24 protein-coding genes are annotated in these 26,517 nt (G+C 72.1%); 16 read left to right on the top strand and 8 right to left on the bottom strand.

The window, feature by feature from the left end:
- The first annotated feature begins 10 nt into the window (after positions 1 to 10).
- From FB465_RS02070 to FB465_RS02040, 7 genes are read left to right on the top strand one after another with little or no spacing between them, the layout of a single operon-like run.
- Positions 11 to 820: a hypothetical protein gene (locus tag FB465_RS02070; RefSeq protein WP_145787057.1), complete on the top strand. Its 810-nt coding sequence runs from the start codon at positions 11 to 13 to the stop codon at positions 818 to 820.
- Positions 821 to 832: 12 nt separating this feature from the next.
- Positions 833 to 1,615 carry a hypothetical protein gene (locus tag FB465_RS02065; protein ID WP_170290467.1) on the top strand — a complete coding sequence of 261 codons (783 nt, stop codon included), beginning with the start codon at positions 833 to 835 and terminating at the stop codon, positions 1,613 to 1,615.
- Positions 1,612 to 2,943: a PLP-dependent transferase gene (locus FB465_RS02060; protein WP_145787053.1), complete on the top strand. Its 1,332-nt coding sequence runs from the start codon at positions 1,612 to 1,614 to the stop codon at positions 2,941 to 2,943. The genes FB465_RS02065 and FB465_RS02060 overlap by 4 nt, the downstream gene beginning before the upstream one ends.
- The gene (locus FB465_RS35525; RefSeq protein ID WP_170290466.1) at positions 2,940 to 4,139 is read left to right on the top strand and encodes a hypothetical protein; all 1,200 of its coding nucleotides are present in this window, start codon (positions 2,940 to 2,942) and stop codon (positions 4,137 to 4,139) included. Before FB465_RS02060 ends, FB465_RS35525 begins: the two co-directional genes overlap by 4 nt.
- Entirely contained in the window at positions 4,139 to 4,819 is a 681-nt protein-coding gene (locus tag FB465_RS02050) for a hypothetical protein (protein ID WP_145787050.1), read from the top strand. Before FB465_RS35525 ends, FB465_RS02050 begins: the two co-directional genes overlap by 1 nt.
- Positions 4,820 to 4,850: 31 nt before the next feature.
- Positions 4,851 to 5,774, top strand: a complete 924-nt coding sequence (locus FB465_RS02045; RefSeq protein WP_145787048.1) for a putative PEP-binding protein — start codon at positions 4,851 to 4,853, stop codon at positions 5,772 to 5,774.
- 48 nt (positions 5,775 to 5,822) lie between these two features.
- Positions 5,823 to 6,641 (top strand): 2-phosphosulfolactate phosphatase, encoded by an 819-nt coding sequence (locus FB465_RS02040; RefSeq protein ID WP_145787046.1) that lies wholly within the window; start codon positions 5,823 to 5,825, stop codon positions 6,639 to 6,641.
- Between the two features lie 54 nt (positions 6,642 to 6,695).
- On the opposite strand, the gene FB465_RS02035 is transcribed toward FB465_RS02040, so the two are convergent.
- Entirely contained in the window at positions 6,696 to 7,640 is a 945-nt protein-coding gene (locus FB465_RS02035) for a hypothetical protein (RefSeq protein WP_145787044.1), read from the bottom strand.
- A 371-nt stretch (positions 7,641 to 8,011) separates the two neighbouring features.
- Here FB465_RS02035 and FB465_RS02030 point away from each other — a divergent pair, with 371 nt between their 5' ends.
- Positions 8,012 to 9,619, top strand: a complete 1,608-nt coding sequence (locus FB465_RS02030; RefSeq protein WP_246192452.1) for an amino acid adenylation domain-containing protein — start codon at positions 8,012 to 8,014, stop codon at positions 9,617 to 9,619.
- Positions 9,620 to 9,657: 38 nt separating this feature from the next.
- Entirely contained in the window at positions 9,658 to 12,747 is a 3,090-nt protein-coding gene (locus tag FB465_RS02025; protein ID WP_145787042.1) for an amino acid adenylation domain-containing protein, read from the top strand.
- On the opposite strand, the gene FB465_RS02020 is transcribed toward FB465_RS02025, so the two are convergent.
- The 4 genes from FB465_RS02020 to FB465_RS02005 all read right to left on the bottom strand — a co-directional run bounded on the left by FB465_RS02020 (position 12,707) and on the right by FB465_RS02005 (position 16,742).
- Positions 12,707 to 13,126, bottom strand: a complete 420-nt coding sequence (locus FB465_RS02020) for an HIT family protein (RefSeq protein WP_145787040.1) — start codon at positions 13,124 to 13,126, stop codon at positions 12,707 to 12,709. The two genes, FB465_RS02025 and FB465_RS02020, sit on opposite strands and share 41 nt — an antisense overlap.
- Positions 13,127 to 13,152: 26 nt before the next feature.
- A complete protein-coding gene (locus FB465_RS02015; protein ID WP_145787038.1) occupies positions 13,153 to 14,805 on the bottom strand; it encodes a CocE/NonD family hydrolase in 1,653 nt (550 codons plus the stop codon).
- A gap of 333 nt (positions 14,806 to 15,138) precedes the next feature.
- Positions 15,139 to 15,822, bottom strand: a complete 684-nt coding sequence (locus FB465_RS02010) for a type 1 glutamine amidotransferase domain-containing protein (RefSeq protein WP_145787036.1) — start codon at positions 15,820 to 15,822, stop codon at positions 15,139 to 15,141.
- Positions 15,823 to 15,980: 158 nt separating this feature from the next.
- Positions 15,981 to 16,742 (bottom strand): SDR family NAD(P)-dependent oxidoreductase, encoded by a 762-nt coding sequence (locus tag FB465_RS02005; protein ID WP_145787034.1) that lies wholly within the window; start codon positions 16,740 to 16,742, stop codon positions 15,981 to 15,983.
- Between the two features lie 163 nt (positions 16,743 to 16,905).
- Between FB465_RS02005 and FB465_RS02000 the strand changes: the two genes are divergently transcribed.
- A complete protein-coding gene (locus FB465_RS02000; protein WP_246192451.1) occupies positions 16,906 to 17,511 on the top strand; it encodes a TetR/AcrR family transcriptional regulator in 606 nt (201 codons plus the stop codon).
- Between the two features lie 559 nt (positions 17,512 to 18,070).
- On the opposite strand, the gene FB465_RS01995 is transcribed toward FB465_RS02000, so the two are convergent.
- Positions 18,071 to 18,298, bottom strand: coding sequence for a Tn3 family transposase (locus FB465_RS01995; RefSeq protein WP_145787032.1), 228 nt, complete (start codon positions 18,296 to 18,298; stop codon positions 18,071 to 18,073).
- Between the two features lie 76 nt (positions 18,299 to 18,374).
- Positions 18,375 to 19,412 (bottom strand): LacI family DNA-binding transcriptional regulator, encoded by a 1,038-nt coding sequence (locus FB465_RS01990; protein ID WP_145787029.1) that lies wholly within the window; start codon positions 19,410 to 19,412, stop codon positions 18,375 to 18,377.
- Between the two features lie 259 nt (positions 19,413 to 19,671).
- On the opposite strand from FB465_RS01990, the gene FB465_RS01985 reads away from it, so the two are divergent.
- From FB465_RS01985 to FB465_RS01965, 5 genes are all read left to right on the top strand, one after another.
- Positions 19,672 to 20,562 (top strand): carbohydrate ABC transporter permease, encoded by an 891-nt coding sequence (locus tag FB465_RS01985; protein WP_145787027.1) that lies wholly within the window; start codon positions 19,672 to 19,674, stop codon positions 20,560 to 20,562.
- On the top strand, positions 20,559 to 21,434 hold the full coding sequence (locus FB465_RS01980; protein ID WP_246192450.1) for a carbohydrate ABC transporter permease: 876 nt from the start codon (positions 20,559 to 20,561) through the stop codon (positions 21,432 to 21,434). The genes FB465_RS01985 and FB465_RS01980 overlap by 4 nt, the downstream gene beginning before the upstream one ends.
- Before the next feature lie 52 nt (positions 21,435 to 21,486).
- Positions 21,487 to 22,830 carry an ABC transporter substrate-binding protein gene (locus FB465_RS01975; protein ID WP_145787025.1) on the top strand — a complete coding sequence of 448 codons (1,344 nt, stop codon included), beginning with the start codon at positions 21,487 to 21,489 and terminating at the stop codon, positions 22,828 to 22,830.
- Between the two features lie 44 nt (positions 22,831 to 22,874).
- Positions 22,875 to 24,623, top strand: coding sequence for a glycoside hydrolase family 35 protein (locus FB465_RS01970; RefSeq protein ID WP_145787023.1), 1,749 nt, complete (start codon positions 22,875 to 22,877; stop codon positions 24,621 to 24,623).
- Positions 24,624 to 24,925: 302 nt separating this feature from the next.
- A complete protein-coding gene (locus FB465_RS01965) occupies positions 24,926 to 25,168 on the top strand; it encodes a hypothetical protein (RefSeq protein WP_145787021.1) in 243 nt (80 codons plus the stop codon).
- A gap of 67 nt (positions 25,169 to 25,235) precedes the next feature.
- On the opposite strand, the gene FB465_RS01960 is transcribed toward FB465_RS01965, so the two are convergent.
- The gene (locus FB465_RS01960) at positions 25,236 to 25,943 is read right to left on the bottom strand and encodes a hypothetical protein (RefSeq protein WP_145787019.1); all 708 of its coding nucleotides are present in this window, start codon (positions 25,941 to 25,943) and stop codon (positions 25,236 to 25,238) included.
- A gap of 331 nt (positions 25,944 to 26,274) precedes the next feature.
- Between FB465_RS01960 and FB465_RS01955 the strand changes: the two genes are divergently transcribed.
- The gene (locus FB465_RS01955; protein WP_145787017.1) at positions 26,275 to 26,487 is read left to right on the top strand and encodes a hypothetical protein; all 213 of its coding nucleotides are present in this window, start codon (positions 26,275 to 26,277) and stop codon (positions 26,485 to 26,487) included.
- Positions 26,488 to 26,517: the final 30 nt, after the last annotated feature.

Here is a 26,517-nt window from a genome sequence, read left to right as displayed (position 1 = left end):
AGGACGTCGCATGGACATCATCGGACACCTCGCCGTCATCGAGCACGCGGCCACCGCCGGCTCCGAGGTCTGGGAGGAGGACGCCGTGCTGGCGCTCTTCCCCAACCTGGCGCACTGCCACGAGTGGGCGTACGGCCGGCTCAAGGAGGCCGTGCAGCGCCAGGACGAGCAGCCCGTCGACCGGGCGGCCAAGCTGATCGAGGGTCACATCATCACCGACTGGGTCATCCACTACGGGCCCACGCTCACCCCCGAACCCCAACGGATCGGCTGGGCCTACCAGGAGATGCACCTCGCGGTCGACCGGATGGACGGCTTCTTCGACAACGCGCTGCGCCTCGGCATCACCGACCGCGACCCCCGCGACCACGACACCCGGGCCCACCTGGAACGCGACTTCGGCCACACCTCCGTCGAGTGCGCGCTGGACTTCCGGGTCGGCAGCCACGTCGCCGACAGCGTCCGGGAGAACGGCCTGCGGCAGAGCCTCGCCCGGCTCGGCGACCCGGCGTTCGGCCGGAACCTCGCCGCCGAGGTCTTCTCCGGCACGGGCGGCTACACGAAGGAGCCGGACTCGCTGCTCGCCCGGACCATGGGCGAGTACGGCGACTGGGCGAGCAGCATCGAGCACCCCGAGGACTTCGCCGCGCTGACGCTCTGCACCAAGTTCGACTGGCCCTACGACCGGCGCACCGTCGACTACGTGCTGGAGTTCCTGCACGGCATCGAGCGCGAGCTGGACCACGACCTCGCCGAGCAGCTGGTGGACGAGGTCGTGGCGGCGATCGCCGACCCGCGCCGTATGTCGATGACGGTCTGAGGCACCGTCATGATGCCATCCAAGACCGAGGACCGCCCCGGGCCGCTCCCGGACGAGAAACTGCTGGACCTCTTCGAGCAGCGGATGCTGGACATCTGGTCCCGCGGCGCCTTCGACCTGGCCGACCCAGTCGGGACGGCCAGGCTGGTACGGCTGCTGCTGGGCCGGGAGGGCTTCGGGCCCACGGCCCCGGTGCTGGCCGAGTCGGGCGTCCGGGCCGAGTGGAACCGGGTCTTCGCCGAGCAGCGCTCCGAGTTCGTCGCGTCCTGGCTGGCCGGACACCTGACCGGTCCGGTGCTCGACGTGCTCGGCGGCGACTTCACCGTGCTGCGGGCCCTGCTCCGGCACGGCCTCGACGCGGGCTCGGTGACCGGGTGCGAACGCTCGACGGCGTACGAGAGCGACTGGTCCCGGCTGCCGTTCCCGGTGCACGACGTCCCGGCCGACGTACGGCTGCCGGAGGGTGAGTACGGCTCCGCGCTGCTGTGCACCGTGCTGCACCACGAACCGGAGGTGCGGCGGCTGCTGGACGCCGTCGCCCGGACCGGGGCCGAGCGCTGGGTGATCGTGGAGAACTGCCTGGACGCCGAGAACAGCGAGGAGTTCCACCTCTACGTGGACGAGTTCTTCAACCGCTGCCTCAACACCTTCGACGTGCCGTGCGTCCCCCAGCACCGCACCGCCGAGGAGTGGCGGACGCTGCTCGGCGGGTACGGCGAGGTCACCGTCGAGGAGAGCCGCACCGATGTGCCGGGCATGCCCTTCCCGTACACGCTCTTCGTGGTGGAGCGGTGACGGGCGGGCCGGCGGGCGAGGTCTCCGAGGCCAGCACCGCGTACCTGGTGCGGCTCGCGGGCGCCCTGGTCGAGGAGTACCGGGCGGAGGGCTTCGCCGTGCCGGCCTCTCTCGCCGAGGCGGCGGACGGCGGCCTGGCGTTCAGGCCCCTGCTGGAGCGCTACCGCGCGGCGTCCGGGCAGCTCGCCGGGCTGCTCGACTCCTCCTTCGAGGCCGCCGCGGCGTACCGCTCCATGGAGGAGTTCTGGGCCGACGCCGCACAGCAGGAGCAGGGGTTGAGCCCCAGGACGTACTGGGACAGCTACGAGAACGGCCGGCGCCGCCGCGCCGAGCAGCTCGCCGCGGCCGCCTTCGGCAGCGAGCAGGCCGTCCTGGTGAACGCCGGGATGTCCGCGCTGGACGTGGCCGTCCGCGCCTCCGGCGCCCGGCCCGGTGACACCCTGCTGGTGCACGACCGGATGTACTTCGAGACCCGGGACCTGCTGGACGCGCTGTACCTCCCGTGGGGCCTGCGGACCGTCCCGGTGGACCTGCGCGACGCCGAGGCGGCGACGGCGGCGATCGCCCGCCACAGCCCCGTGCTGGCCCTCGCGGAGCTGGCGCTGAACGGGCCGCGCTGCGACGTGCCGGTCCTCGAACCGCTGCGCGCGGCCGGGATCCGTACCGTCCTGGACTGCTCCGCGCTGGGCCACGGCACCGTCCCGGCCGAGCTGATGGCCGGGCCGGACACGCTGTACGTGGAGTCCGGCATGAAGTACCTGACCCGGGCCGCGGGAAGCGGGGTCCTCTACGGCTGGGGTGAGTGGGGAGAGGCCGCCCGGCTCTGCGCCCGCCGCACCGGGCAGCAGCTGCAGGGCAGGGCGCTGCACCGGATCCGCCCCGGCGAGGTGGCGGCCTGCCGCAGCCGGCTGGCCCTGCACTCCGCCAGGCGCCGACGGTTCGTCGACACGCTGGAGCGGTGCTGGCCGGACCTGGTGGTCACCGACGCCCGCCGGGCGGTGGCGGACCGTCAGGACCTGCTGGCCCGGGCCGTCGAGCGGGGCGCCGACGGCTGCATGGCCTTCGTCGCCCTGCCCGAGGGCGCCGCGGCCGACCCCGAGGCGGCCCACCGTGCCCTGGTGGCCGAGTGGGCCGGGGCCTGGGAGGAACCGAGGATCCGGGCCGGTTTCGGCTGGACGCTGACCACCGGCCGGGCCTACGGCCGCGACCCGCTGAACACCGCGCTCGGGGAGTGCTTCACCCGGATCAGCGTCGGCATCGAACCGGAACAGCAGATCGACGACCTGGCCGCCCACCTGGCCCAGGTGGCGAGGAAGGCGACCCGATGACAGCAGCCATCGAGCCGGGGCGGGCCCTGCCCTGGCCGGCACGGTTCACCACCCGGCCGGGCGCCGACCCGGCAGCCAGCCTGCGGCAGCTCGACGGGCTGTGCCGCGAGCTGTGGGCGGTCGTCAGGCTGCTCGCGGCCGGGACGCTCGACCTGCCCGAGTTCGAGCTCAAACTCGCCTCCGGCGAGGCCCTGTTCACCCTCACCGAGGTGGCCGCCACCGTCGAGGAGCGGGTGGTCGAGCTGGGCGGCCGCCCCGACCGCTCGCTGCCGCCGGAGCTGGCCCGGAGGCTCGCGGCGGCGCTCGCCACGCCGGCGGGCGACCGCCTGCCCGTGCTGGTCCGCCACTGGTACGAGCCGCTCCTGGCGGCCTTCGCCGACGCGGCCTTCGACCCGCTGCTCGACGGGCCCTCCGAGCGGGTCCGCCGCCGGGGGCTGGCCGACCTCCGGGACGCCTTCGCCTGGTTCACCACCGCGTGCGGGCCGGCCGAGCCCAAGGCGTACCCGGAGCCGGCCGAGGCCGAGGTGCGCCGGCCGGTGATGGGCGCCAGGGACGAGAGGTTCCGGCTCTTCGACCACACCCGGGACTACCGCAAGGCCGACGACTGGGAGACCTCGGGCTCCGCGTACCAGGACGACCTGGTCGAGCTGCTGCGGATCAACCGCGACGAGATCGACGCCCTGGAGACCTTCGCGCTGGCCCTCTTCGACCTCGTCGAGGAGGCGCCGGTCGAGGTGCTGCGCCACCTCGCCCGGCTGGCCTGGGACGAGGCCAGGCACGCCGCGTCCGGCCACGCCCTGCTGGCCGAGCGCGGCGAGGACCCGTACCGCTTCGAGTGCAGCATGATCGGGATCAAGGTCCGCGGGGCGATGCCGGGTTGGGACGCCTGGACGCAGATCACGCTTTTCGGAGAGCTGGGGATCATCGGCCCGATGCGCAGCCTGGAACGCGAGGCCCGGCGGCGCGGGGACGAGCGGACGGCGGCCGCGTTCGCCTTCATCTGCCGGGACGAGACCCTCCACCTCAAGGAGTCCCGGAGCCTGCTGGACCGCCACCACCCGGCCGGCGGCCTGGCGGCGGCCGGCGAGGCGGCGCGGAAGCGGGCCGGGAAGCTGCTGGAGGAGTACGGCCTGCTCACCGAGGAGCAGTACGCGGCGCTCGACGAACGTCAGATCTTCGAACTGCTGGGGGAGTAGTGGTCGTCACCGAGCCTGCCGCCGACTGGCTCCACTCGGTGGCGGGGGTCCAGTCCCACCACCGCTCCCTGCTGCTCTGGCCGGACCTCCTGGACGGCGCCGGCTGGTCGCGCGTGCGGCCGCTGCTGCACACGGGTGCCCGGATCCTGAGCCTGGGCCGGCCGCTGCCCGACGGTGAGTCGGCGGCGCTGCGGGCGGTGCCGCTGGAAGTCTGGGGCGCCGACGCGCCGGACGGGCCTCCCGGAGGGGCCGCCTGCGACGTCCCCGGGCCGGCCTGCGACGTCCCCGGGCCGGCCTGCGACGTCCCCGGGCCGGCCGAGTGGCAGCAGCTCGCCGCGCTCTGGCAGCAGGCCGGCCTGACCCCGCTGCCGCCCACCGCCAGGGACGACCCGTCCTGGAGCCATGCCCGGATCCACCGGGACGGCCGCCCGGTCGCGGCTGCCGGCGCCCAGCAACTGCTCGCTCCGCTGGGCGAGTCCGGCGCCAGGCTGCTGGTCTGCTCGGTGGTGTGCGAGCCGGCCGCACGACGTACCGGGGCCGCCCGGCGCTGCGTCCAGGCCCTGACCGCCGGGCGGGGCGGGGCAGCCGCCCTGCTCGAGCCGGGCTCCGGCTCGGACCGCTTCTTCGCCGGGATCGGCTGGCGGCCGGTCGGGCGCGCCTACCTCTACCGCTACTGCTGATTCCGCGTCACCACGCCTCAGGAGGGTCACCATGCGCCACCGCCTCAGCCTCAGCGGCGAGATCCCGCCGTCTCCGATCATGGAGATGTTCGAGGGGGTCGGTCTCATCCGCAGCGAGTATGTGCTGCGCTCACAGGGCCGGTTCATCACCAGGCCCGAGGCGCGGCAGCGTCTGGGCGACTACGTGCGGGCGGTGGCCGAGGCCTGCCCGACCGGGCCGATCTGGTACCGCACCACGGAGTTCACCTCGCAGGAGGCCAACACGCTGGACGGCGTCGACCGGCGCTACCACGAGGCCGACTTCATGAAGGGCCGGCGCGGGGTCAGGCGGGCCCTGGAACTGCCCGAGGCCTTCGAGACCGAGCTGCGGGTGGTCGCCGAGGTCGCCCGGGAGCACCGCAACGTCCATCTGCTGCTGCCCTTCGTCCGGGACGCCGCCGACTTCTCGTTCGCGGCCGACGTACTGGAGCGGATCGACTGGCCGAACCGCTTCGGCTCGATGATCGAGATCCCCTCGGCCCTGCTGGAGGCGGGCAAGCTGGTCTCCATGGGGGCGACCAACCTGATGCTCGGGCTCAACGACCTCTCCTCGCTGCTCACCGGGACGAGCCGGCAGGACCGGGACATGAAGCTGCACCCCAGCGTCTGGTGGGCGGTGGAGACCCTCCGCGAAGCGGTCGGCGCGGAGATCGACTGGGGCCTCGCCGGAAATCTCTCGAAAGCCGTCCTGGAACGCGCGGAGGACAGCGGCGTACCGTATGTATCGATGCATTACGGCGAACTCCCAGAGCTGCGCGGAGTACCGGCCGAGGAATTGCCGGACATCGACTTCGTGAAGCGCACGAAGGAATTCACCAGGAGTCAGATAGCGCTCGCCGAGGACCGTGACCTGGCCGAGCGCCAGGCCGCTCGGACCGTGGCCGAAAATACCCGCCCGACCATCCCCGGGCAGTAGACTCACGGCAATTCCAGCTGCACTCCCACCGCGCGTAAGGACCTGAGAATGACGGATGTCGGCGCACCCAGCCAGTTCGACCCGTGGCCGGACTGCCAGGTGCACGTGGAGTGGGGGCCCACGGGCGCCGGGCTCGCCGCGGCGCGGGGCGACATCGTCGTGGTGGTGGACGTGCTGTCCTTCTCGACCACGCTGGCCGTGGCGGTGGCCCGCGACTTCACCTGCCTCGTCTACAGCGGTGCCGAGATCGAGCGGATGGGTGGCCTGGAGGCCGCCGCCACCGGGCTGGGGGCGCGGCCGCTCAGCAAGCGCCGCCGGGTGCCGCCGGGCCAGATCTCGCTGTCGCCGCAGAGCCTGCTGTCCGCCGAACCCGGCCAGCGGGTGCTCTTCACCTCGCTGAACGGCGCCGCCGCGGCCGGGGCGGCGGCCGGCGCCCCGGCGCTGCTGGTGGGCGGACTGCGCAACGCGAGCGCGAGCGCCGCGGCCGTGTCCCGGCTGCTCGACGACGGCGTGGCGAAGCGGGTGACCGTGGTCGCCTGTGGCGAGCACTGGAGTTCCGTGGAGCCCGGGGTCGAGGGCATGCGTCCCTCGCTGGAGGACTGGCTGGGGGCCGGTCTGATCTGCTCACGGCTGGCGGACGCCGGCTGCTCGCTCTCCGCCGAGGCCTTGGTGGCGGCCCGGGGGTGGACCGGCCCCGAGGCCCTTGCCTCGTGCATCTCGGCCCGGGAACTGGTGGCCGCCGGTTTCGGCGACGACGTCGCGCTCGCCCTGGAGGTCGACGTCAGCGACACGGTGCCGGTCCGGGTCGAGGGGGAGGGCACCGGCCGGGTGTTCACCGGTGCTGCGGCGGCTGTCCGCAACGCCTGACGGGTGGGTGCGGCGGCCGGGTCTCCACCCGAAACCCGCCGCACCCACGGAAGCTCACTCCAGGGGGAAGGAGAGCGCGACCCGCAGCGTGTGCCGCTCCCAGCCGTCCAGGAACAGGTCGTTCGCGTCGAAGGCCCGCTCGATCTCCGAGCAGGAGTCCGGACCGTAGCCGTCGGGCGTGAGCAACTGCCGCAAGGCGTCGTACAGGTCCAGGCGGCTGCGGATCTCCCCGGCCGCACGCCCCTCGGCCGGCGCCGGGGCGGCGGGAAGCTCGGCCGACAGCTCGCCGACGGTGGCGGCCCAGCGCCCACCCGGCTCGCCGAGCGCCGTCGCACAGCGCCCGGCGAAGGCGGACCACCGCGCGCCGGGCCGCAGCAGGTGGTCGTACGCGAGCAGCGCCGCCGCCCTGGTCGCACAGCGGTGCACGATGTCGTACGGGTGGGAGGCCTCGCGCAGTGCGCCGGGCATCCGCAGCCGTCGCAGTTCGGCCAGTGTGCAGCGGGCCGGGAGGCCGGGGTCGGCCAGTGCGCGCAGCGTGGCGTCACCGAACAGGGTGCTGACGTCCAGCGCCGTCTGGGCCGCGTCGTCCGGGGTGTGCAGCACGGAGAAGCACCGGTGGGCCGCCGGGGAGAGCGAGCGCAGGTCGCCCGGGTGCCGGGCGGCGTAGGCGCTGGGCCCCTTCCAGGAGTCCAGCAGACCGGCCAGGTCGATGTCGTGCGCGGTCCGGACGACGGCGGGCACCGCCATGTCCAGCGTGGCGAGCTCGTGGGAGAGCCAGGAGCTCGGGGCCCGGCCCGACCTGGGCTGCTTGAACGTCCCGTGGGCGTAGAGCGCGGCCAGGACGGGCGGGCGCAGCAGCCGCGCGGTGGTGGCCACCACCTCCAGGCGCACCGGTGCGAGGCGCCGGTCGAGCGGCGCCCAGAGGTCCTGGACCATGGCGTCGGGCATCAGGACGAGCAACGCCGTGTTCCGCCCGACGGGAGACATCCCCTGCCCCACTTCCGCCTCCTCCGTGACCTGGGCCGACCGCACGCCGCCCCGGGCCGGTCCCTGGCGGGGCCGGCCCGGGGCAACGGGAATTCAGATGCGAATGGGAAGTTCTTCTTCTTCGGGCTCCGGCTCTTCCGGCGGCATTCCCAACCTCCTGCGCAGGTGTCGCGGTCGAGAGGAAAGCATGTCTCCGGGCCCGCCCGCTGTCAACGGCCCCGGGGAATTCACCGAGGACCGGAGAAGTTTCCGGGAAAGGGTTTCGCGCCGCGGCGTCGGTGCTAGGCTGCGATCCGCATCAATTCGGTGGCCGAACGGCAGGCTGCGGGCCGGCGCGGCATTCGACCGGCCGGCGCGCGAAGGGCGGGGGTCCGGATTTGTCCGTGACGGGAGAAGCAGGCCGGGCGACGGCCGCGGAGCTCGCCGAGGCGGAGCTTCCCGAAATACCGGTGGACGCGCTGCTGCGCCGTTTCCGGGAGCAGGCCGAGCGCCGCCCCGAGGCCGTCGCGCTGACCGAGGGCGAGCGGAGCCTGAGCTACGCCGAGCTGGCCCTGGCCGCCGGGCGCGTCACCACGCTGCTCACCGAGGCGGGGGTGCGGCCGGGCGAGCTGGTCGGCGTACGGCTGCCGCGCGGCGCCGACGTGGCGGCCGCGGTGCTGGGCGTGCTGGGGCACGGCTGCGGCTACCTCCCGATCGACCCCGCGTACCCCGCCGCCCGGCAGGACCACCTGGTGGGCGACTCGGGTATCCGTCATGTCCTCCAGCAGGCCCCGTCCGAGGCCGGTGCGGGGACTGACCTGGCGGTACTGCCGGTGCCCGGCGCGCCGTCGACGCCGCACCCGGACGGGCGGACGCTGCCGCCCGGCACCGCGTACGTCATCTACACCTCAGGCTCGACCGGCCGGCCCAAGGGGGTGCCGGTGAGCCAGCGTCAGGTGGCGGCGCTGATGGCGGCCACCGAGGAGCACTTCGACTTCGGCCCCGAGGACCGCTGGGCACTGGTCCACTCGCACAGCTTCGACTTCAGCGTCTGGGAGATGTGGGGCGCCTGGTGGCACGGCGGCAGCGCGGTCGTCGTCCCGGTCGAGTGCACCTACGACGCGAGCCTGCTGGCCGGGCTGCTGGCCGGCCACCGGATCACCGTGCTGAACCAAGTGCCCTCGGCGTTCGGGCAGTTGGTCGCCGCGATGGCCGAGTCCGGGCGATCCCTGCCCGCGCTGCGGCAGATCGTGTTCGGCGGCGAGGCGGTCAACCTCTCGGACGTCCGCCGCTGGCGGGATGCCGGCTGCGCGCCCGGGGCCCGGCTGGCCAACATGTACGGGATCACCGAGACCACCGTGCACGTCACGTGCTGCGCGCTGGACGGCGAGCCGCAGGCGGGGCCCGCGGGTACCACCCCGATCGGCAGGCCGCTCGCGCATCTCGGCGTGCTGCTGCTCGACCCCGACCTGCGGCCGGTCCCGCCCGGCACCCCCGGCGAACTCGCCGTCCACGGCGCGGGGGTGGGGGAGGGATACCTGAACAGGCCGGAGCAGACCGCCGAGCGCTTCATCCGCCTGCCGGGCATCGCCGGACCGGTGTACCGCAGCGGTGACTGGGCGGTCGAGGACGATCAGGGCGGGTTGCACTACATCGGGCGCAAGGACGACCAGATCCAGCTGCGCGGCCTCCGGATCGAGCGTGGCGAGGTGGCGGCAGCAGTCCTCTCCCACCCGGAGGTCGCCGCCTGCGTCGTCACCGCGCCCCGCAACCCCGTCGGGGACCCGGTCCTGGTGGCCCATGTCGTGCCGCACCGCGAGCCCGGCCCCTCGCGTACCGAACTCCGCAGGCATGTCGCGGAGTTGCTGCCCCGGTACATGGTGCCCTCGCGTTTCACCACCCACCGGGCCCTGCCGCTGACGGCGCACGGCAAGGTGGACCTGGCGGCCTTGGACCAGCTCCAGCCCCAGCCCCAGCCCCAGCCCCAGCCCCAGCCCCGGACTCTGGCCTAGGCCCACCGTTTCACGGCCCCTACCAGGAGTGCCCGCCCATGACGCGTTCATCGGCCACGCCGCCCGGCCGCCCGGCCGCCGATCTGGTCCGCCCGATCCTCGCCGCTGCTCGGCGGAACCCCGGGCTGCCCGCGGTCACCGCGCCCGACGGCACGGCCGACTACTGCGCGCTGGCCGCTCGAGTCGACCTGCTGGCAAGGGAGTTCGCCGACCGGGGGGTCGGCCCCGGCAGCCGGGTGGGGCTGGTGCTGACGCCCGGCCGGGAGGCGGTCGCGGCGGCGCTGGCGGCCATGAGCCTCGGGGCGGCCTACGTGCCGCTCGATCCGCAGCAGCCGGCCGAGCGCCTCCGGACGATCCTGGCGAACTGCTCGCCCGGAGCCGTCGTCGCCGAGGCCGGGCCGGCCGCCGGGCTGCCCGGCGCACTGGTGCCCGGCGTCGCCGTCGGGCCCTGGCGCCAGGACCGCACGGCGACCGTCTCAGAGCCGGCGGTACGGGCGGACGACGTCGCGTACGTCGTGCACACCTCGGGCTCGACGGGCGTCCCGAAAGCCGTGCAGGTGGAGCACGGCGGCGTGGTCAACCTGCTCCGGGACCTCGACCGCCGGGCACCGGTGCCGACGGCGTTCACCGGCTCGTGGTGGACCAACCCCTCCTTCGACGTCGCCGCCTGGGAGGTCTGGGCACCACTCACCCGGGGCGGTCACCTCGTCGTGGTGCCGCAGGAGAACCGCCTGGAGGCCCCGCGGTTCGCCGACCACCTCCATCGGCACGGGGTGCAGAGCGCGTACGTCCCCCCGGCCCTGCTGCCCGAGTTCTGCGCGCTGCTCCGGGCCGACCGGCAGTACTGTGCCGGGCTGGTGCGGCTGCTGGTGGGCGTCGAGCCGATCGCACTGGGCCTTCTGCAGTCGCTGTGCCGGGCCAGGCCCGGGCTGATGGTGGTGAACGGCTACGGCCCGGCGGAGACCACCATCTGCTGCACCCTGCACACCGTGTCGGCCACCGGCGGCGAGCCGCACGAGCGCACACCGATCGGCACGCCGGTGGCGGGCAACCGGGTGCTCCTGCTGGACGAACGCGGCCGCGTGAGCGCAACCGGCACCGGCGAGCTGCTGGTCGTCGGCGCCGGTGTCGCCCGCGGCTATCTGCACGCCGACGGCGCCTCGGCGACCGGCTTCGTGACCGCCCCGGACGGGAGCGGGGAGCGCGCGTACCGCACCGGGGACCGGGTCACCACCCGCCCCGACGGGGAACTCGTCTTCGTCGAGCGGGTGGACCGGCAGCTCAAGATCAACGGCCACCGGATCGAACCCGGGGAGGTCGAGACCGCGATCCGGCAGAGCGCGCGGGTCCGCGAGGTGGTGGTCGGCCGCCGGGAGCTGCCCGGGGCAGGGGCCGCCCTGGTGGCGTACGTCGTTCCGGAGGCGGGCGGGCGGTGGGACGACCGGGCCCTGCGGGCCGGCCTGGGGCTGCTGCTGCCCTCGTACGCCGTGCCGCAGGTGATCCTGCCATTGCCCGCCCTGCCGCAGACCCGGCACGGCAAGACCGACCACGCGGCGCTGGCCGCCCTGCCGCTGCCGGCCGCGCCTGCAGAAGCGGTTGAACTCGCGGCGGGCACCGCCGCCGTGGTGGCGCGGGCCTGGCAGGCCGAGCTCCGCCATCCGGTGCTGCTCACGGCAGGGTTCGCCGAAGCGGGCGGCACCTCCCTCGGCGCGGTACGGGTCGCGGCCGCGCTGCGCCTCGGCACCGGCCGACAGGTGTGGGCTGCCGACGTGATGCGCGCGGGCGGCATCCGGCACCTCGCCGAGCTCCTCGACGCGGCCCCGCCCGCGCGCCCGGGCGCCGGCGCCGGGGCGGGGACGGCGCCGCTCGGCACGACCGAGCAGGGCATGTGGTTCCAGGACAAGGTGCACGCCGGCCGCGGCATGTACGCCGAGGCACTCTGCTTCGAGCTGCCGCCCGGGGTCGAGGCGGAGCGTCTGGCGAAGGCGGTGGCCGCGGTCTGCGACGCGCATCCCGTCCTCTCCGCCGCCGTGCGGGAGCAGCCGGACGGGCCCTGGATGGACCTGTCCGGCGCCCGGCCGGCCCTCGAGGAACGCGAGCTCGGCGAGGCACCGGATCTGGCCGAGCTGGTCCGGCGCTCGGTGGATGTGACGGCCGGTCCGCTCTTCCGGCCGCTGCTCTGCCGCACCCCCGACGGGCAGCGCCTGCTCCTCCTGGTCTGGCACCACCTCGCGACCGACGGCTGGTCGGCCCGGATCCTGCTGGCGGACCTGGCCCGCTGCTACGACTCCTCCGTGCCGCCCGACCGGGCGGGCCGGACCATCTGCGACCTCATGGCGGAGCGGACCGGCTTCCTCACCCGCCCGGGCCTCCCCGACCGGGTCCGCCGCGCCGCGGCACTCCTGGAGGGCACCGTTACCCCGGAATCCGCCGTGGGGGCAGGCACCGGGCTGCGGACCGGGACCCTCGCCGTCTCCCTCGACCCGACGACCACGGCACAACTGAGCGCCGTCGCCGCCTCCGCCGGGGTCACGCCGGCGGTCGTCCTCCTCGCGGCGTACGAGCAGGCCCTGTGTGACGTCCTCGGCCGCTCGGACTTCCCGCTCGGCGTTGCGGTCACCGACCGGGCCTGGCTCGACGCCGAGCGGACGGCCGGCTGCCTGGTCGACACGGCCGTACTGCGCGGCGTCCGGCGAGACCTCACGGCCGACACCGCCCTGCGCACCCTGGCGGACGGGCTCGACGACCTCACCAGGCCCGAGCACCGGGTACCGCTCCCCGCGCTGGTGGCCGAGGTGCGCCGGGCCGCCAGGCTGCGCCACGCCGACTTCCCGTCCTGCTACTTCAGCCTGGACGAGGAGCCCGAGCTCCGTCTGGGCGGCGTCCGCTGTACACCGGTGCCCGTCGCCCGGACGGGCGGGCGCTTCGACGCGACCCTCTCGCTCCGGGTCGGGCCCGACGGCGTACGCGGTCACCTGGAACACCGGTGGCGGCTGCTCACGGACACGGCCGCGCAGCAGCTCCACGGCCGCCTGCTGCACCACCTCGCGGTCCTGACCGTGGCAGAGCCGGCCCCGAGCGGCCCGCTCAGTCCGGCTCGGGGATCGCGGCCCGCAGACGCGCGGTGACCTCGGCGGCCTCGGCCTCGCTCGCGTACCGGCTGCGCGGCCAGAAGAACCCGCGCAGGCCGTCCTTCGGATTGCGGGGCACCACGTGGACGTGCAGGTGAGGCACCGACTGGCTGATCCGGTTGTTGGCCGCCACGAAACTACCGACCGCTCCCATGCCCCGCTCCACGGCGGCGGTGACGCGCTGGACCCGGGTGAAGAACGGCCCGACGTCCCCCGGGGGCAGGTCGGTCACCGTCTCGACGTGCCGGCGGGGGACCACCAGGACGTGCCCGGGGAAGAGCGGCCGGTGGTCCAGGAACGCCACCGCCACCTCGTCGTCCAACACCCGGTGCGCGTGCGCGGAGCCCGCCACCACCGCGCAGAAGAGACAGTCCACCTTGCGAGTATGGCCCTGGGCGGCGGTCAGCGCAGAGGCAGCGTCAGCTCGGACGGGTCGTCCGCCGGGGAGCTGAACGACACCCGGCTGCCCAGCGGGGTGCGGCCGCCGTACAGCGGGTCCTTGGTGTCGAGGACCAGGGCGAGTCGGTGGCCGGCGGGCAGGTCGTAGGCGGTGGCGAACAGGGAGACGTCCAGGGGGAAGGCCTGCCCAGGCTGCCTGCCGGACCAGCTCTGCGGGGCATGGGAGATCAACTTCCCCACGCCGAGGGCGTTCACGTCGTAGAGGTAGCCGAACACCGTGCCCTCGGACGCGGAGGCTGTGACCGTCGTGTGCAGCTTCGCGCTGCCGCGGATCTGCTGCGCCGCCGCGTACGGTGCCGACTGCCAGACGGCTCCGGCGGAGCGCGGCAGCAGCGGGAGGACGACCGTCGGCGACAGCTTGGCGACCTGGTCGAGCAGCCCGGACAGTTCGGTGGGGCCGCCGTCGGCGCCCGAGTCCGTACCGCCGACGACGGAGGTGTGCCAGCCCGTGGTGGCAGCACCGCCGAGGGTGCCCGTCCCGAGGAGGTTCGCGCTGCCGAGTCGCAGGCGCTGGGCGTGGGAACCGACGGACTGCCAGTCCGGGTAGCTCTCGTGCCGGCCGCTCGGGCGGACCTCCAGTTCGACCGGCTGCCTGGTGTCGGCGACGGCGCCCTTGAGGTGTTGGTCGAACCAGGCTCGCGCGCTCGCCCAGGTGGCGTTGTGCAGGCCGAGCAGGCTGGTCAGCTCCTGGGTGGCGTGGTCCCCGGGGCGCAGTTCGAGTCGCTTGGGGCCGGTCAGCCGCTGGTAGAAGGCGGCGATCTCGCTGGGGTTGAAGATGCTGTCGCCCCACGCGTTGGCGAGGAAGACCGCCGTACCGTTGGCGTTGATCCGGTCCACGTACGTGGCGGGGGACCTGGTCTGCGCCCACTTGACGACCTCGGGCAGCTCACGGTCGGCGAAGAGGTCGGCCAGGGCCCGGTCCAGCTCGGCGCCCCGGCGTCCGGTGGGTGTCTGAATGGCGGTCAGAAAGGCGGCGGCCTGCAGGTGCCGGGTCTGACCGCTGTACAGGGAGTCGGTGAGGTCCCCCCAGCCGCTCATCGCGGCGACCGCCTTGATCCGCGGGTCGAACGCGGCGCCCATCAAGGTCAGGCCCCCGCCCAGGGACAGGCCCGTCATGCCCAGGCGTCGCGGGTCGGCCGAGGTGTGGGCGAGCGTCCAGTCGATGACCGAGGAGATGTCGGCCACGTCGGTGGGCCCCGCCACGTCGACCTTGCCGCCGGAGAGCCAGAACCCGCGCACGGTGTACGTGACGACCACGTAGCCGTCGGCGGCGAGCTGCCTGCCCTGGGCGATGTACTCCAGGTCGTTCTGCCCCCAGCTGGCCGGCTGGACGATGGCCGGGTAGCGGCCCCGCTCGTCGGCGCCGGGCGTACCGGGCGCCGGGGTGAAGACGTCGGCCTTGAGGACCACGCCGTCCTTCATCGCCATGTCGGCAAGGCGGAAGGACGGCAGGGCCCCGGCGACGGCCACCGCAGAGCCGGCCGACGGGACCGCCGACGCCGGAGCCGCGGTGACGGCAAGTGCCGCGACGATCGCTGCACCTGCCGCCAGACCTCGCAGGCGGCGGCTTCCGAAGGTGCGGTGGGATCGCGTCATTGATGCTCCATCAGGGCTCGGGTCGTGGTGCCAAGGGGACACCCGAGTCGGAGCGTAGGGCGCGAGACGGAGCGTTGGTGAGACGATGATCGGCCAAACTTACCGGCGGGTAGCAATCAAGTTCGTCCTGGCGGTAGGGCGGAGCCGTCGGTCACCGCTGTGCTGATGTGCTCTTCGTCAGCTGTCGGGGGATCGTGGCGCGGTTGAGATGGCAAGGACGGTGGAGCGGGGGACACCGAAGAGGTCGGCGAGTGCCCCGGGCGGCGGACGAGCCTGGCGATGTCCTCAACAAGGGCGCGGTTCTGAACCGCGCCCCAACCGGGCAGGTCGTGTTCAAAGACGGTGCAGCGTCTCGATGATCTTTGCAGTAACGGCCTTGGTGGAGTACGGGTTCTGTCCGGTCACGAGCCTGCCGTCAGCGGTGGCGAAGGGGGTCATCGGGATGGTGTTCCTGATGTAGTGAGCGCCCCGGTTGCGGAGTTCGTCCTCCAGCAGGAACGGCACCCGCCTCTTCACCATGGCGATGCGCTCCTCGATGGTGGAGAACCCGGTGACCGTGCGGCCGTCGACGAGCAGGGAGCCGTCGGAGAGCGTGATGTTCAGCAGTCCGCTCGCGCCGTGGCAGACCGAGGAGACCACGCCGCCGTTCTCGTAGATCTGGCGCGCGGCCTGCTGGAGCGCGACGTTGGAGGGGAAGTCCCACATGACGCCGTGTCCGCCTGTGTAGAAGATCGCGGCATACTGGGCGGGGTCGACGTCGGCCGCGCTGGTCGTGCGGTTCAGGCTCGACATGAACGCACGATCATTCAGGTATTCGCGTGCCTGCTTGTCGGCCCATCTGGTGCTGCGTGGATCCAGCGGCACCTGCCCCCCTGCTGGACTGACGATGTCGACCTCGAAGCCGGCCTGGCGGACTCCGTCGTAGAAGTGAACCAGCTCTGCGATCCACAGGCCGGTCCGGTGGGGGTTCGTCCCGTAGGTCGCCTGGTTGGTGACAACGGCGAGGATTCTGTTCATCTGTGTTCTCCCAGAGGTGAGGCAGCGTTCTGGCGGCCGACCGAACGGTGAACCGGGTCACGACCTTGCTTCCACGCAGCTGGTCGCCGCTTGGTCCTGTCCGCCATCGTCCTGGTCCCGCCGATCGGCGGGACCAGGCCGTGCCACGGGTTAGGTGTTCAGACCTGCTCGGTGGGGCGCACGAGCAGCTCGTTGACGGCCACGTGCCGGGGGCGGGTGACGATGTAGCCGAGGGCGTCGGCGATGTCCTGGCTCTGCAGCCGCTCGATGTCGCCCAGGGAGCTGGCGATCAACTGCTGAACGACGTCCGGATTGTGCGTGCGCAGCTCGGTGTCGACGCTGCCCGGCTCGACCACGGACACGCGGACGTGCTGGCGTGCCAGCTCCTGGCGCAGCGATTCGGTGAAGGCGCCGACGCCGAACTTGGTGGCGCAGTACACCGCGGACATGGCGAAGGCGCTGCGGCCTGCGACCGAGCCGATGTTGACGATGTCGGCGACCTGGCGCGGGTCCTGGGTGGCTGCCTTGAGCAGGTGGGGGACGGCCGCGTGGGTGGTGTACATCAGGCCCATGAGGTTGATGTCCATCATGCGCCGCCAGTCGTTGAGGTCCGCGTCGGGGGCAGGCCCGAGCAGCATGAGACCGGCGTTGTTGACCAGGATGTCCAGGCGGCCCAGGCCCTCGACTGCCCGGGAGACCGCTTCCGCGGCGGCTTGGGCGTCGGTGATGTCGGCGGGCACGACCAGTGCCTGCCCACCGGCGCTGGAGATCTCCGCGGCGAGGTCGGTGAGCCGGTCCTCGCGTCGGCCGACCAGCGCCACTGACGCCCCCTCACGGGCGAGCTCCAAGGCGGTGGCGTGGCCGATGCCGCTGGAGGCTCCGGTGACCAGGGCGACGGTTCCTTCAAGGCGACGAGTCATGGTTCAAGCCTTTCGATGACGGGCCACGCTGTTGCGGGCCGTGCGGGCCGTGCGGGCCGTGCGGGCCGTGCGGGCCGTGCGGGACAGGGGCGGACGGTCCTCTTTGTGTGGGCCGTACGGGGGTGGAGGCCGCTCAAGGCCGGGCCAAGGGCACAATGTGGAGGTGAGCATCACCGGGCAGACCACCGACGCCACTCGCCAGGGCACCGAGGCCGAGCGGGAACTTCCGCCTCGCGAGCGCCTGGTCCGCGCCGCGTCGCGGCTGTTCTACTACGAGGGCGTACGTGCCATCGGAGTGGAGCGGCTGATCGCCGAGGCGGGGGTGACGAAGGCGACCTTCTACCGGCACTTCGCGTCCAAGGACGACCTGGTGGTGGCCTATCTGCTGACCAAGGATGCCTACTACCGGGCAGTGGCCGAACCGCTGGCCGTCGGGCACCCGCCTGCGGAGGCCATCGATCTGATCTTCGAGGCGATCGCCGAGCACGCCCGCGAGCGCGGGTTTCGCGGATCGCCGTTCATGAACGCGGCCGCCGAGTACCCGGACGCCACCCATCCTGTGCGCGGCCTGGTCGCGTCCCATCGGGACTGGCTCCGCGCCCTCTTCCAGGAACTGCTCGCCCGGCTCGGCCACAGCGACCCGAAGTCGGCTGCCGGGGCTCTGCTGATGCTCTACGACGGTGCGATGGTCGCCGGCTACCTGGACGACTCGACGGCTGCCCGCAGGACCTTGCTGGACGCGGTCCGGCTGATCCGATCGCAGGGCTGATTCCCTCCGGGCCGCGCGAAACGGCGACCCTCTGCGGGGCCCCGGCCAGGCCGGGGCGCCGAGGATGTTGGACATAACCTGCTCCGTCTTCGCGAAAACCGCCCCGCTCGGAGAGCGGGAGCCCTGTGACCACACCAGGTAGAAAGACCGGTCATTCCATCCAGGGCCGCCGTCGCACACGTCGCCGTGCCGCGCCCGGCTCACTGCCAGGATCCACCTCCGGAGGTCCTGCCGCCGCCCTGCCAGAGCCGTGGGCGGCCGTGGCTCACACGGCCGGGCGAACGGCGCCGCAACGGGCTTTCCGATCCCAGGAAGGAGAAAGACTGGTCGTTCTACTTGCTCGACGATAACCTCCCCCGGCACCTTCGCGCCAGCCTCGCTCTGGGCGGCCTGGTCTCCCTCGCCATCGCCCTGGTGCGCGACAGTCCTCCTGTCGGCCTCCCAAGCAACACGGCGCTTCCGATCCCCGGCCCTGTACGCCGACCGGTGCCCTCACTCGTCGTCGGGGGCGTTTTCCTCGGGGGCGTGCGGGTCGCGCAGCGGGCAAGCGGGTCGTCGGTCACGGTGAAGCCGTCGGCGGCGAGCCGTTCGACGGCGGTGTCGGGGCTTCGGCGACGTTGAGCTGGGCGCCGATCATGCGGCGGAAGCCCTCGTCGGAGATGAACTGCAGCAGATGCAGGGTTCTGAAGATCCGGCCGTAGTGGGCGAAGGCGTCGCCGATCCCGGTGGGGTTGCCGTCGCGCGAGAGCATCCGGATCAGGTCGTGGCCGCGGCCGTCACGCGGCAATCGCGCGGAGGCCGTCCTTCGGCCATCCGCGCCTGCGAACCGTGGACCGGGAGCTCGGTTCGGATCGGGCTCCGCTTCAGTGCGGTCGGGCGGTGCTCGCGCGCTCGACCAGCCGGGGCGGGACGGTGGTGACCGTGCCGGCGGCGTTGCGACCGGTGGTGATCTGGTCCAGGAGCAGGGTCACGCACTGACGGCCGACCTCTTCGAAGTCCTGGTGCACCGTGGTCAGCGGCGGCAGGAAGAAGGCCGACTCGGCGACGTCGTCGAAGCCGACGACGCTGACCTCGTCCGGTACTCCGCGACCGGCTTCGTGCAGGGCCCGGATCAGGCCGAGGGCCATGTGGTCGTTGGCGGCGAACACGGCGGTGACCTCGCGGCGGGCGGCGAGCTCCTTGCCGATGGCGTACCCGGACTCGGCGCTCCAGTCGCCGAAGAGGAGCGGCGGTACCGGTGCGCCGGCCTCCTTGAGGGTGCTGTGCCAGGCGGCGGCCCGGCGCCTGGCCGAGTAGGAGTCCTGCGGCCCGGCGAGGTGCCAAACCGTGTGGTGTCCCAGCGAGAGCAGGTGCTCGGTCGCGGCCCGGGCGCCGGCGGCCTGGTTGTTGTCGACGGAGGGGAAGCGCTGGTCCGGGTCCCCGTCCGCGACCACCACCGGGACACCGGAGGGCAGTTGGAGGCCGGGCCGGTCCAGGATCTGCGCTTCGATCAGGACGATGCCGTCCACCGCCTGGCTGGTGAGCTGGGAGAACGCCTGCTGGACGGCTCCCTCGGTCTGGGTCTGCACGCCCGCGACGTTGACCGAGTACCCGGCGCTCTGGGCCGCCCGGGAGATCGCCTGCAGCGTCCGCGCGTTCCCGTGGGCGCTGAGGTCGAAGCTGATCACGCCCAGCATGTGGAACTGCCCGGTGGCCAGGGCCCGGGCGGCGGTGTTGCGCTGGTATCCGAGCATCCGCATGGCGGAGAGCACCCGCTCGCGGGTCTCCTCGTCCACGTTGGTGCGGTTGTTGGCCACCCGGGAGACGGTCTGGGCGGACACCCCGGCCAGCGCGGCCACGTCCGCCTGCGAGGGCGGCCTGTTCCTGCCCGGTACCGCCTGGCTCTCGTCGAGGCCCGTCATCCGTCCGTCCTCCCGGTGTTCGGCGCTGCCCGGAAACCCTAGCGGGACGCCGTGCTGTGTTTGCGCAAACACACTATCGCGCACAGCGGCCACCGAGTCCACATCTGATCGCCAGGCCAAACCGCCTGGTGAGAAGGGAACTTGCGCACAGGCCATTGACATCCCGGATCGTCCGCGGCCAGACTCTCGGCGAACCGGCCATGGCCGCGCAAACATCACCACGCAAACATCGTTCCGCCGGAATGGACAGGACCGAGCCGTGAGCAAGCCGCCCCCCACCGCACGCCCGTCCAGGTACGGGTACGTCTTCCTCGCACCGTTCCTGCTGGTCTTCCTGGCGGCCATCGTCGCGCCCCTGCTGTACGCGCTCCACCAGAGCTTCTTCCAGGACCGGTTGATCGGCGGCACCGTCTTCGTCGGCCTCGACAACTACCGGCGGGCCTTCACCGACCACCTCTTCCAGGCGGGCCTGCTCCGGGTGGCACTGTTCCTGGCCGTTCAGGTGCCGGTCATGCTCGGCCTCGCCCTGCTCGCGGCCCTGGCCGTGGACAGCGGCCGGCTGATCAGGGCAGGCCTGTTCCGGATCGGCATCTTCATCCCGTACGCCGTCCCCGCCGTGGTCGCTTCGCTGATGTGGGGCTACCTGTACGGGCGTCAGTTCGGCCTGGTCCACCAGGTCGGCGACGCACTCGGCCTGGCGATGCCCGACCTGCTCGGCAAGTCCTGGATGCTCGCCTCCATCGGCAACATCGCCACCTGGGAGTACGTCGGCTACAACATGCTCATCCTCTACGCGGCTCTGCGGGCGATCCCCGAGGAACTGTACGAGGCGGCCTCGGTGGACGGCGCGGGCGAGTTCCGCAAGGCCTGGAGCATCAAGATCCCCGCACTCCGGCAGGCCCTGCTGCTGGCCACGGTCTTCTCCATCATCGGCAGCTTCCAGCTCTTCAACGAGCCCAACATCCTCCAGGCACTGGCCCCCAACGTGATCACCACCAGCTACACGCCCAACATGTACGCCTACAACCTCGCCTTCAACGGCCAGCAGTTCAACTACTCGGCCGCCGTGGCCGTGGTGCTCGGCGCGGTGACCGCTGTGGTCGCCTACACCGTCCAGCTCCGGACGGCCCGGAAGGAGCAGGTCCTGTGACCGCCCGCGCGCGCCGACGGCGCCCCGCCGGCAGTACGGCGCTCACCGGGGTGATGCTGCTGATGCTGGTCTACACCCTGCTCCCGCTGCTGTGGCTGGTGATGAGCAGTACCAAGGACAGTGCCTCGCTCTTCGACAGCTTCGGGCTCTGGTTCGGCCACGGCTTCCACCTCTTCCAGAACGTCCACGACGTCGTCACCTACGACGGCGGCATCTACCTCCGCTGGTTCGGCAACACCGTGCTCTACTCCGTGCTCGGCGCCGGCGGCGCGGCCGTCATCTCCACGGCCGGCGGCTACGCCCTCGCCAAGTACGAGTTCCGCGGCCGCAGGCTGATCTTCGCGGTGGTCCTCGGCGCCGTCACCATCCCCGGCACCGCGCTGGCCGTCCCGACGTACCTGCTGTTCAGCAAGGTCGGCCTGGTCGACAGCCCCTGGGCGGTCCTGATCCCGTCACTCGCCAGCCCGTTCGGCCTCTACCTGATGCGGGTGTACGCGCTGGGGGCGGTGCCCGACTCGATGCTGGAGGCCGCCCGGATCGACGGCTCGGGCGAACTCCGCACCTTCTTCACCATCTCGCTGCGCCTGCTCGCCCCGGGCTTCGTGACCGTGCTGCTCTTCTCGCTGGTCGCGACCTGGAACAACTACTTCCTGCCGCTGATCGTGCTGAGCGATCCGCAGTGGTTCCCGCTCACCGTCGGACTCAACCAGTGGAACAGCCTGGCGACCGGCGCGAGCAGCGTGGGAACCACCAACTTCTACCCCCTGGTGATCACCGGCAGCCTGCTGGCGATCGTCCCCCTCGTCCTCGCCTTCCTGTTCCTGCAGCGCTTCTGGCAGTCCGGCCTGGCGGCCGGAAGCGTCAAGGAGTAACGCCCGCACCCGACTTCTCCGTACCCACCCCCTTCAGAGGAGAACTCCAGCCATGACCGCCCCGAAGCCCTCCCCGCGCAGACGCCTGCTGCTGGCTCTGCCCGCCGCTGCCCTCGCCCTCTCGCTCACCGCCTGCGGCAGCTCCGGCGGTGGCGGAGGTTCCACCGACACCGCCGGCGCGCTCGACAAGCCCGTCACCCTGACGTACTGGACATGGGCGCCCAACATCCAGAAGACGGTCGACCTGTTCGAGCAGAAGTACCCCAACGTCAAGGTCAACGTGGTCAACGCGGGCCAGTCGGCCGCCGAGTACACCAAGCTGCAGACCGCCGTGAAGTCCGGCAGCGGCGGCCCGGACGTCGCCCAGGTCGAGTACTTCGCCCTCCCCGAACTCGCGCTCTCCAAGCGGCTGGTGAACCTCGACGACTTCGGCGCGCAGAAGCTGAAGTCGACCTTCACGGAGTCGGCGTGGTCACAGGTCACCGTCAACGGCGGGACCTACGGCTTCCCGCAGGACACCGGCCCGATGGTGATGTTCTACCGGCAGGACATCCTCCAGAAGCTCGGCCTCCAACCTCCCAAGACCTGGCAGGAGTTCGCGGCCGACGCCGAGAAGATCCATGCCGCCGACCCGAACGCCTACATCACCTCCCTCGACCCGGGCGACGCGGGCGGCGTCGACAGCCTGCTCTGGCAGGCGGGCAGCCGGCCCTTCCAGGTCAAGAGCCAGACCGAGATCGGGGTGAACCTCGCGGACGCCGGCGCGGCCAAGTGGTCCTCCCTGTGGTCGAGCCTGCTGAGCAAGAAGCTCGTCGAGCCGACGCCCGGCTGGACCAACGAGTGGTGGCAGGGGATGAGCAGCGGCAGGTACGCGATGTGGATCACCGGCGCCTGGGCGCCGGGCAGCATCGCCGCCACCATCCCGCAGACCGCCGGCCAGTGGCGGGTCGCCCCGATGCCGCAGTGGGACGCCGGCAGCACCACCACCGCGGAGAACGGCGGCTCGGCCAACGTCGTGCCGGTCACCAGCAAGAACAAGGCGGCGGCGGTGGCCTTCGCCCAGTGGATCAACTCCGACCCGGTCGCCGTCAAGTCGCTCTCCGACAACGGACTCTTCCCGGCGACCAGCGCGCTGCTCAACGACCAGGCCTTCCTCGACAGCCCGGTGAAGGTCCTCGGCGACCAGCAGGCCAACCGGGTCTTCGCGGAGTCCTCGGCGCACGTCGCCACCGGCTGGCAGTACCTGCCGTTCCAGGTCTACGCCAACTCGGTCTTCAAGGACACCGTGGGCCAGCCCATCGGGGCCGGCAGCGATCCCGCGCCCGGCCTCAGCGCCTGGCAGAACCGGATCACCGACTACGGGAAGCAGCAGGGGTTCACCGTCAGCGGCGGCTGAGCACGCCGGCCGCCAACCCTCTGCCCGCTAGGAGCACCGCACCGATGCCTGTCCTGCAGATCGCCGACGACGGATTCCGCCTCGACGACCGCCCCTTCCGGATCATCTCCGGCGGGCTGCACTACTTCCGGGTCCACCCGCAGCAGTGGGCCGACCGGCTCCGCAAGGCGCGGCTGATGGGCCTCAACACCGTGGAGACGTACGTCCCGTGGAACCTGCACGAGCCACGGCGCGGCGAGTTCCGGATGGAGGCCGGCCTCGACCTGCCCCGGTTCGTCGAACTCGCCGCCGCCGAGGGCCTGTACGTCCTGCTGCGGCCGGGCCCGTACATCTGCGGGGAGTGGGAGGGCGGCGGGCTGCCGTCCTGGCTGCTGGCCGAGGACGACATCGAGCTCCGCAGCAGCGACCCCCGCTACCTCGCGGCCGTGGACGGGTACTTCGAGGCACTGCTGCCGCCCCTGCTGCCCTTCCTCGGCACACGCGGCGGCCCGGTGCTCGCGGTGCAGCTGGAGAACGAGTACGGCGCGTACGGCAAGGACGCCGGGTACCTCGGCCACCTGGCCGAGCAACTGCGCCACCACGGGGTGGACGTACCGCTGTTCACCTCCGACCAGCCGGCGGATCTCGCCGCCGGCGGGCTGGACGGTGTGCTGCGGACGGCCAACTTCGGGAGCAGGGTCGGGCCGAGTCTCGCCGAGCTGAGGCGGCACCAGCCGAACGGTCCGCTGATGTGCAGTGAGTTCTGGATCGGCTGGTTCGACCGGTGGGGCGGTGTGCACGCCTCACGCAGCGCTGCCGACGCCGCCGCGAGTCTGGACGAGCTGCTCGCGGCGGGGGCCTCCGTCAACTTCTACATGTTCCACGGCGGTACCAACTTCGGCTTCACCAACGGCGCCAACGACAAGGGGACCTACCGGCCGACCGTCACCTCGTACGACTACGACTCCCCGCTCGACGAGTCCGGCGATCCCTCCGCCAAGTACACGGCCTTCCGCGACGTGATCGCCAAGTACGCGCCCGTGCCGGACGAGCCGACTCCGTCGGCCGTCCCGAAGCTCGACCTGGGTAAGGTCGAACTCGCGGAGAGTGCAGGCCTGTTCGCGCACGCCGGTCTGCTCGGCTGCGCGGTGCGGGCCGAACGGCCACTGAGTATGGAGCAGCTCGGCCAGTCCTTCGGGTTCGTGCAGTACGAGAGCGAGTTGCCCGTGGCGGGCCCGGCCGTGCTGCGGGTGGCGGCGGTGCGGGACCGCGCCCAGGTGTTCGTGGACGGGCAGCCCGTGGGCGTCCTCGAACGGGAGAACCACGAGCACGCGATCGCCTTCTCGGTGCCCAGGGCATCGGCGACGCTGACCGTACTGGTCGAGAACCAGGGCCGGGTCAACTACGGCCCCGGCATCCATGACCGCAAGGGTCTGCTCGGCGAGGTCACCCTCAACGGCGCGGCGCTGAACGGCTGGAGGTGCAGGCCGCTGCCGCTGGACAGCCTGGACGGCCTGCCCTTCACCGCCACCACCGCCGCACCGGTCGGGCCGGCCTTCCATCGCGGAGTCTTCGAGGTGGACCGTCCGGCCGACACCTTCCTGGCGCTGGACGGCTGGACGAAGGGCAGCGCCTGGATCAACGGCTTCCCGCTCGGCCGGTACTGGTCCCGCGGCCCGCAACGCACTCTCTACGTCCCCGCCCCTGTCCTGCACCCCGGCCGCAACGAGATCGTGGTGCTCGAACTCCACGCCGCCGCCGCCCACACCGTCGAACTGCGCGACCACCCCGACCTCGGGGCCACCGAAGAGTAGTGCCGCCGTCTCCGCCACGCTGCTCATCGGCCCGGCCGTTCCCCCGTCTTCCACCGCGCCCCACGGCCGCCGGACCTGCCCTGGCCGCCTCGTGGGCCGGGCCGAGTGCCTGGTGCCGCCAGGTCGCACGCGATCGGTCCCGCCGGGCGAGGCTGTGCGGCGCCCGGGGGCGCCGATTGCCGGCCTCTATCTTGCCGGTGCGGCATCACTTACCTTTGGCGTGACGGTCCGAACGCCTTGCGCGACGGCGGTGAGCCGGCCTGCGATCCGTTCGAGAGCGAGCCACTTCGGGGAGGGGCGACATGGGGCTGATTCATGCGTGGCGTATGCAGAAGCTCGTTTCGGACGCCAGAACCGCTTTTGACCGAGGCGATGTGACGTTCGGCGCCGGCTTTGACATCGATACCCGCGCCAGAGTGTCCATGAAGATGATCCGTAAGGAGATCGACTTGATCATCAACGCCGTGGAGCCGATCGGTTGGGAGTGTGTCAGCGTTCAGCCGTTCCTCGCGTCGGTTCAGATCGACTTCATTCGAAGGCGCTGAGTACCAGGCGTTCGCGGCGCGGCCCGCCCCCACCCGCTGGAGGTTGACGGCCGGCCTGAGCAGGGGCTCAGACCTGCGGCTTGAGCCAGGTCAGATCCAACTCGTGTGCCACGGACGCGGCGATCGCGCGGAGCTCTTCCGCCTCCGGGACGGAGCCGAGCGACCCGGCCAGCGTTGCCTGCGCGGCGGCGACGTGGGGTCGGGCACCGCAGGCGGCCCGCAGGTGTAGTGACCGTCGAAGCAGGGCTACTCCTCGTTCCTTCTCGCCCTTCTCGCAGAGCTGTGCGCCCTGGTGGCGGACGACGTAGGACTCCAACAACAGATCGGATCCGGCCTGGGCGAGCGGATGGGCATGGGCGTAGCCCTCGGCGGCGCCGACCGGGTCTTTGTGCAGGTTCTCCAGGGTGACGGCCCGCCAGAATGCGGCCCAGCCTGCCAGTGGCGCGTGATCGACGACGGAGGCGAACTCCTCGACGGGATCGCCGCCCAGCGCCGGCCCGACCCCTCCGAAGAGGCGTCGCCAGTATTCGAGCTGGGCGGTGAGAAACACGGCCAACTTCGGCTGGGCGCCCCGAACGGCGTCGATCGCGGCCAAGGCGTCATCGACCGGGTCGAGTCGCCACATGTGCCGGTCGACCAGGATGTCGGCACGCAGCGCAGTAGCCGTGTGGCCGTCCGGGAGCAGAGCGAGGGCTGTGTCCCACTGGCCGGCGCGCTGCAGACGGCGTGCGGCGGCGAGTTCGGGCGAGTCAAAGTAGGTGGCGTCATACGTCATGGCGGTCATGCTCACATCGGGGTGACGGACGGTCAAATGCGTTACGGGGTCGCGGCCCTGATGCGTACCAGTGGTGGTATTTACGGAGTGTCATACCCATGCTTCACTCGGCTGGCCAGGGCGAGCGTGCAGCTGCCGCGCGCTCGCGGCCTGTCGCAGGAGGACCCATGCCGGGAACTCGCCTACGCCGCGGAGCACTTACCAGGTCCGTGCAGTGGGCTGCTGTTCGGCTGCTGGCATCATCTCGCCCAAGGACGACTCCGCCTGGTTCTCGGTGGATCCGTCATGCGGCATCAGCTCGGTCGGAGCGCGGTAGCCCTCGCCTGGTCGCATGCGGTACCTCGACCAGGTCGATTTCTACCAGCACGGCATCGCGGTAACACCGTTCCAGACCGCCACCGACGGAATCTGGACCTCAGCTCGCGAGATCAGCAGCCTCCAGCCGCTCATGGAACTCGGATCCGACTCCTTGGCGTTCCAGCTGCGACGGCTCACGAAGCGAAGCGGTGCGGCAACGAGGCCGATCCTGGCCGCTACGAGCTGAAGGCAGGCGCTTTCTCGCGAAGGGCAGCAC

This window comes from Kitasatospora atroaurantiaca (assembly GCF_007828955.1).
In the GTDB taxonomy this organism is placed as follows: domain Bacteria; phylum Actinomycetota; class Actinomycetes; order Streptomycetales; family Streptomycetaceae; genus Kitasatospora; species Kitasatospora atroaurantiaca.
Note: the sequence above shows the minus strand (reverse complement) of the source record. Positions and strands in the feature narration are given on the sequence as shown.

What these genes read in the sequence shown, in the direction of transcription:
- FB465_RS02070 (WP_145787057.1), top strand. Translation starts at nt 11, where the DNA reads ATGGACATCATCGGACACCTCGCCGTCATCGAGCACGCGGCCACCGCC.
- FB465_RS02065 (WP_170290467.1), top strand. Translation starts at nt 833, where the DNA reads ATGCCATCCAAGACCGAGGACCGCCCCGGGCCGCTCCCGGACGAGAAA.
- FB465_RS35525 (WP_170290466.1), top strand. Translation starts at nt 2,940, where the DNA reads ATGACAGCAGCCATCGAGCCGGGGCGGGCCCTGCCCTGGCCGGCACGG.
- FB465_RS02045 (WP_145787048.1), top strand. Translation starts at nt 4,851, where the DNA reads ATGCGCCACCGCCTCAGCCTCAGCGGCGAGATCCCGCCGTCTCCGATC.
- FB465_RS02040 (WP_145787046.1), top strand. Translation starts at nt 5,823, where the DNA reads ATGACGGATGTCGGCGCACCCAGCCAGTTCGACCCGTGGCCGGACTGC.
- FB465_RS02025 (WP_145787042.1), top strand. Translation starts at nt 9,658, where the DNA reads ATGACGCGTTCATCGGCCACGCCGCCCGGCCGCCCGGCCGCCGATCTG.
- FB465_RS02015 (WP_145787038.1), bottom strand. Translation starts at nt 14,805, where the DNA reads ATGACGCGATCCCACCGCACCTTCGGAAGCCGCCGCCTGCGAGGTCTG.
- FB465_RS02010 (WP_145787036.1), bottom strand. Translation starts at nt 15,822, where the DNA reads ATGAACAGAATCCTCGCCGTTGTCACCAACCAGGCGACCTACGGGACG.
- FB465_RS02005 (WP_145787034.1), bottom strand. Translation starts at nt 16,742, where the DNA reads ATGACTCGTCGCCTTGAAGGAACCGTCGCCCTGGTCACCGGAGCCTCC.
- FB465_RS01990 (WP_145787029.1), bottom strand. Translation starts at nt 19,412, where the DNA reads ATGACGGGCCTCGACGAGAGCCAGGCGGTACCGGGCAGGAACAGGCCG.
- FB465_RS01975 (WP_145787025.1), top strand. Translation starts at nt 21,487, where the DNA reads ATGACCGCCCCGAAGCCCTCCCCGCGCAGACGCCTGCTGCTGGCTCTG.
- FB465_RS01970 (WP_145787023.1), top strand. Translation starts at nt 22,875, where the DNA reads ATGCCTGTCCTGCAGATCGCCGACGACGGATTCCGCCTCGACGACCGC.
- FB465_RS01965 (WP_145787021.1), top strand. Translation starts at nt 24,926, where the DNA reads ATGGGGCTGATTCATGCGTGGCGTATGCAGAAGCTCGTTTCGGACGCC.
- FB465_RS01960 (WP_145787019.1), bottom strand. Translation starts at nt 25,943, where the DNA reads ATGACGTATGACGCCACCTACTTTGACTCGCCCGAACTCGCCGCCGCA.
- FB465_RS01955 (WP_145787017.1), top strand. Translation starts at nt 26,275, where the DNA reads ATGCGGTACCTCGACCAGGTCGATTTCTACCAGCACGGCATCGCGGTA.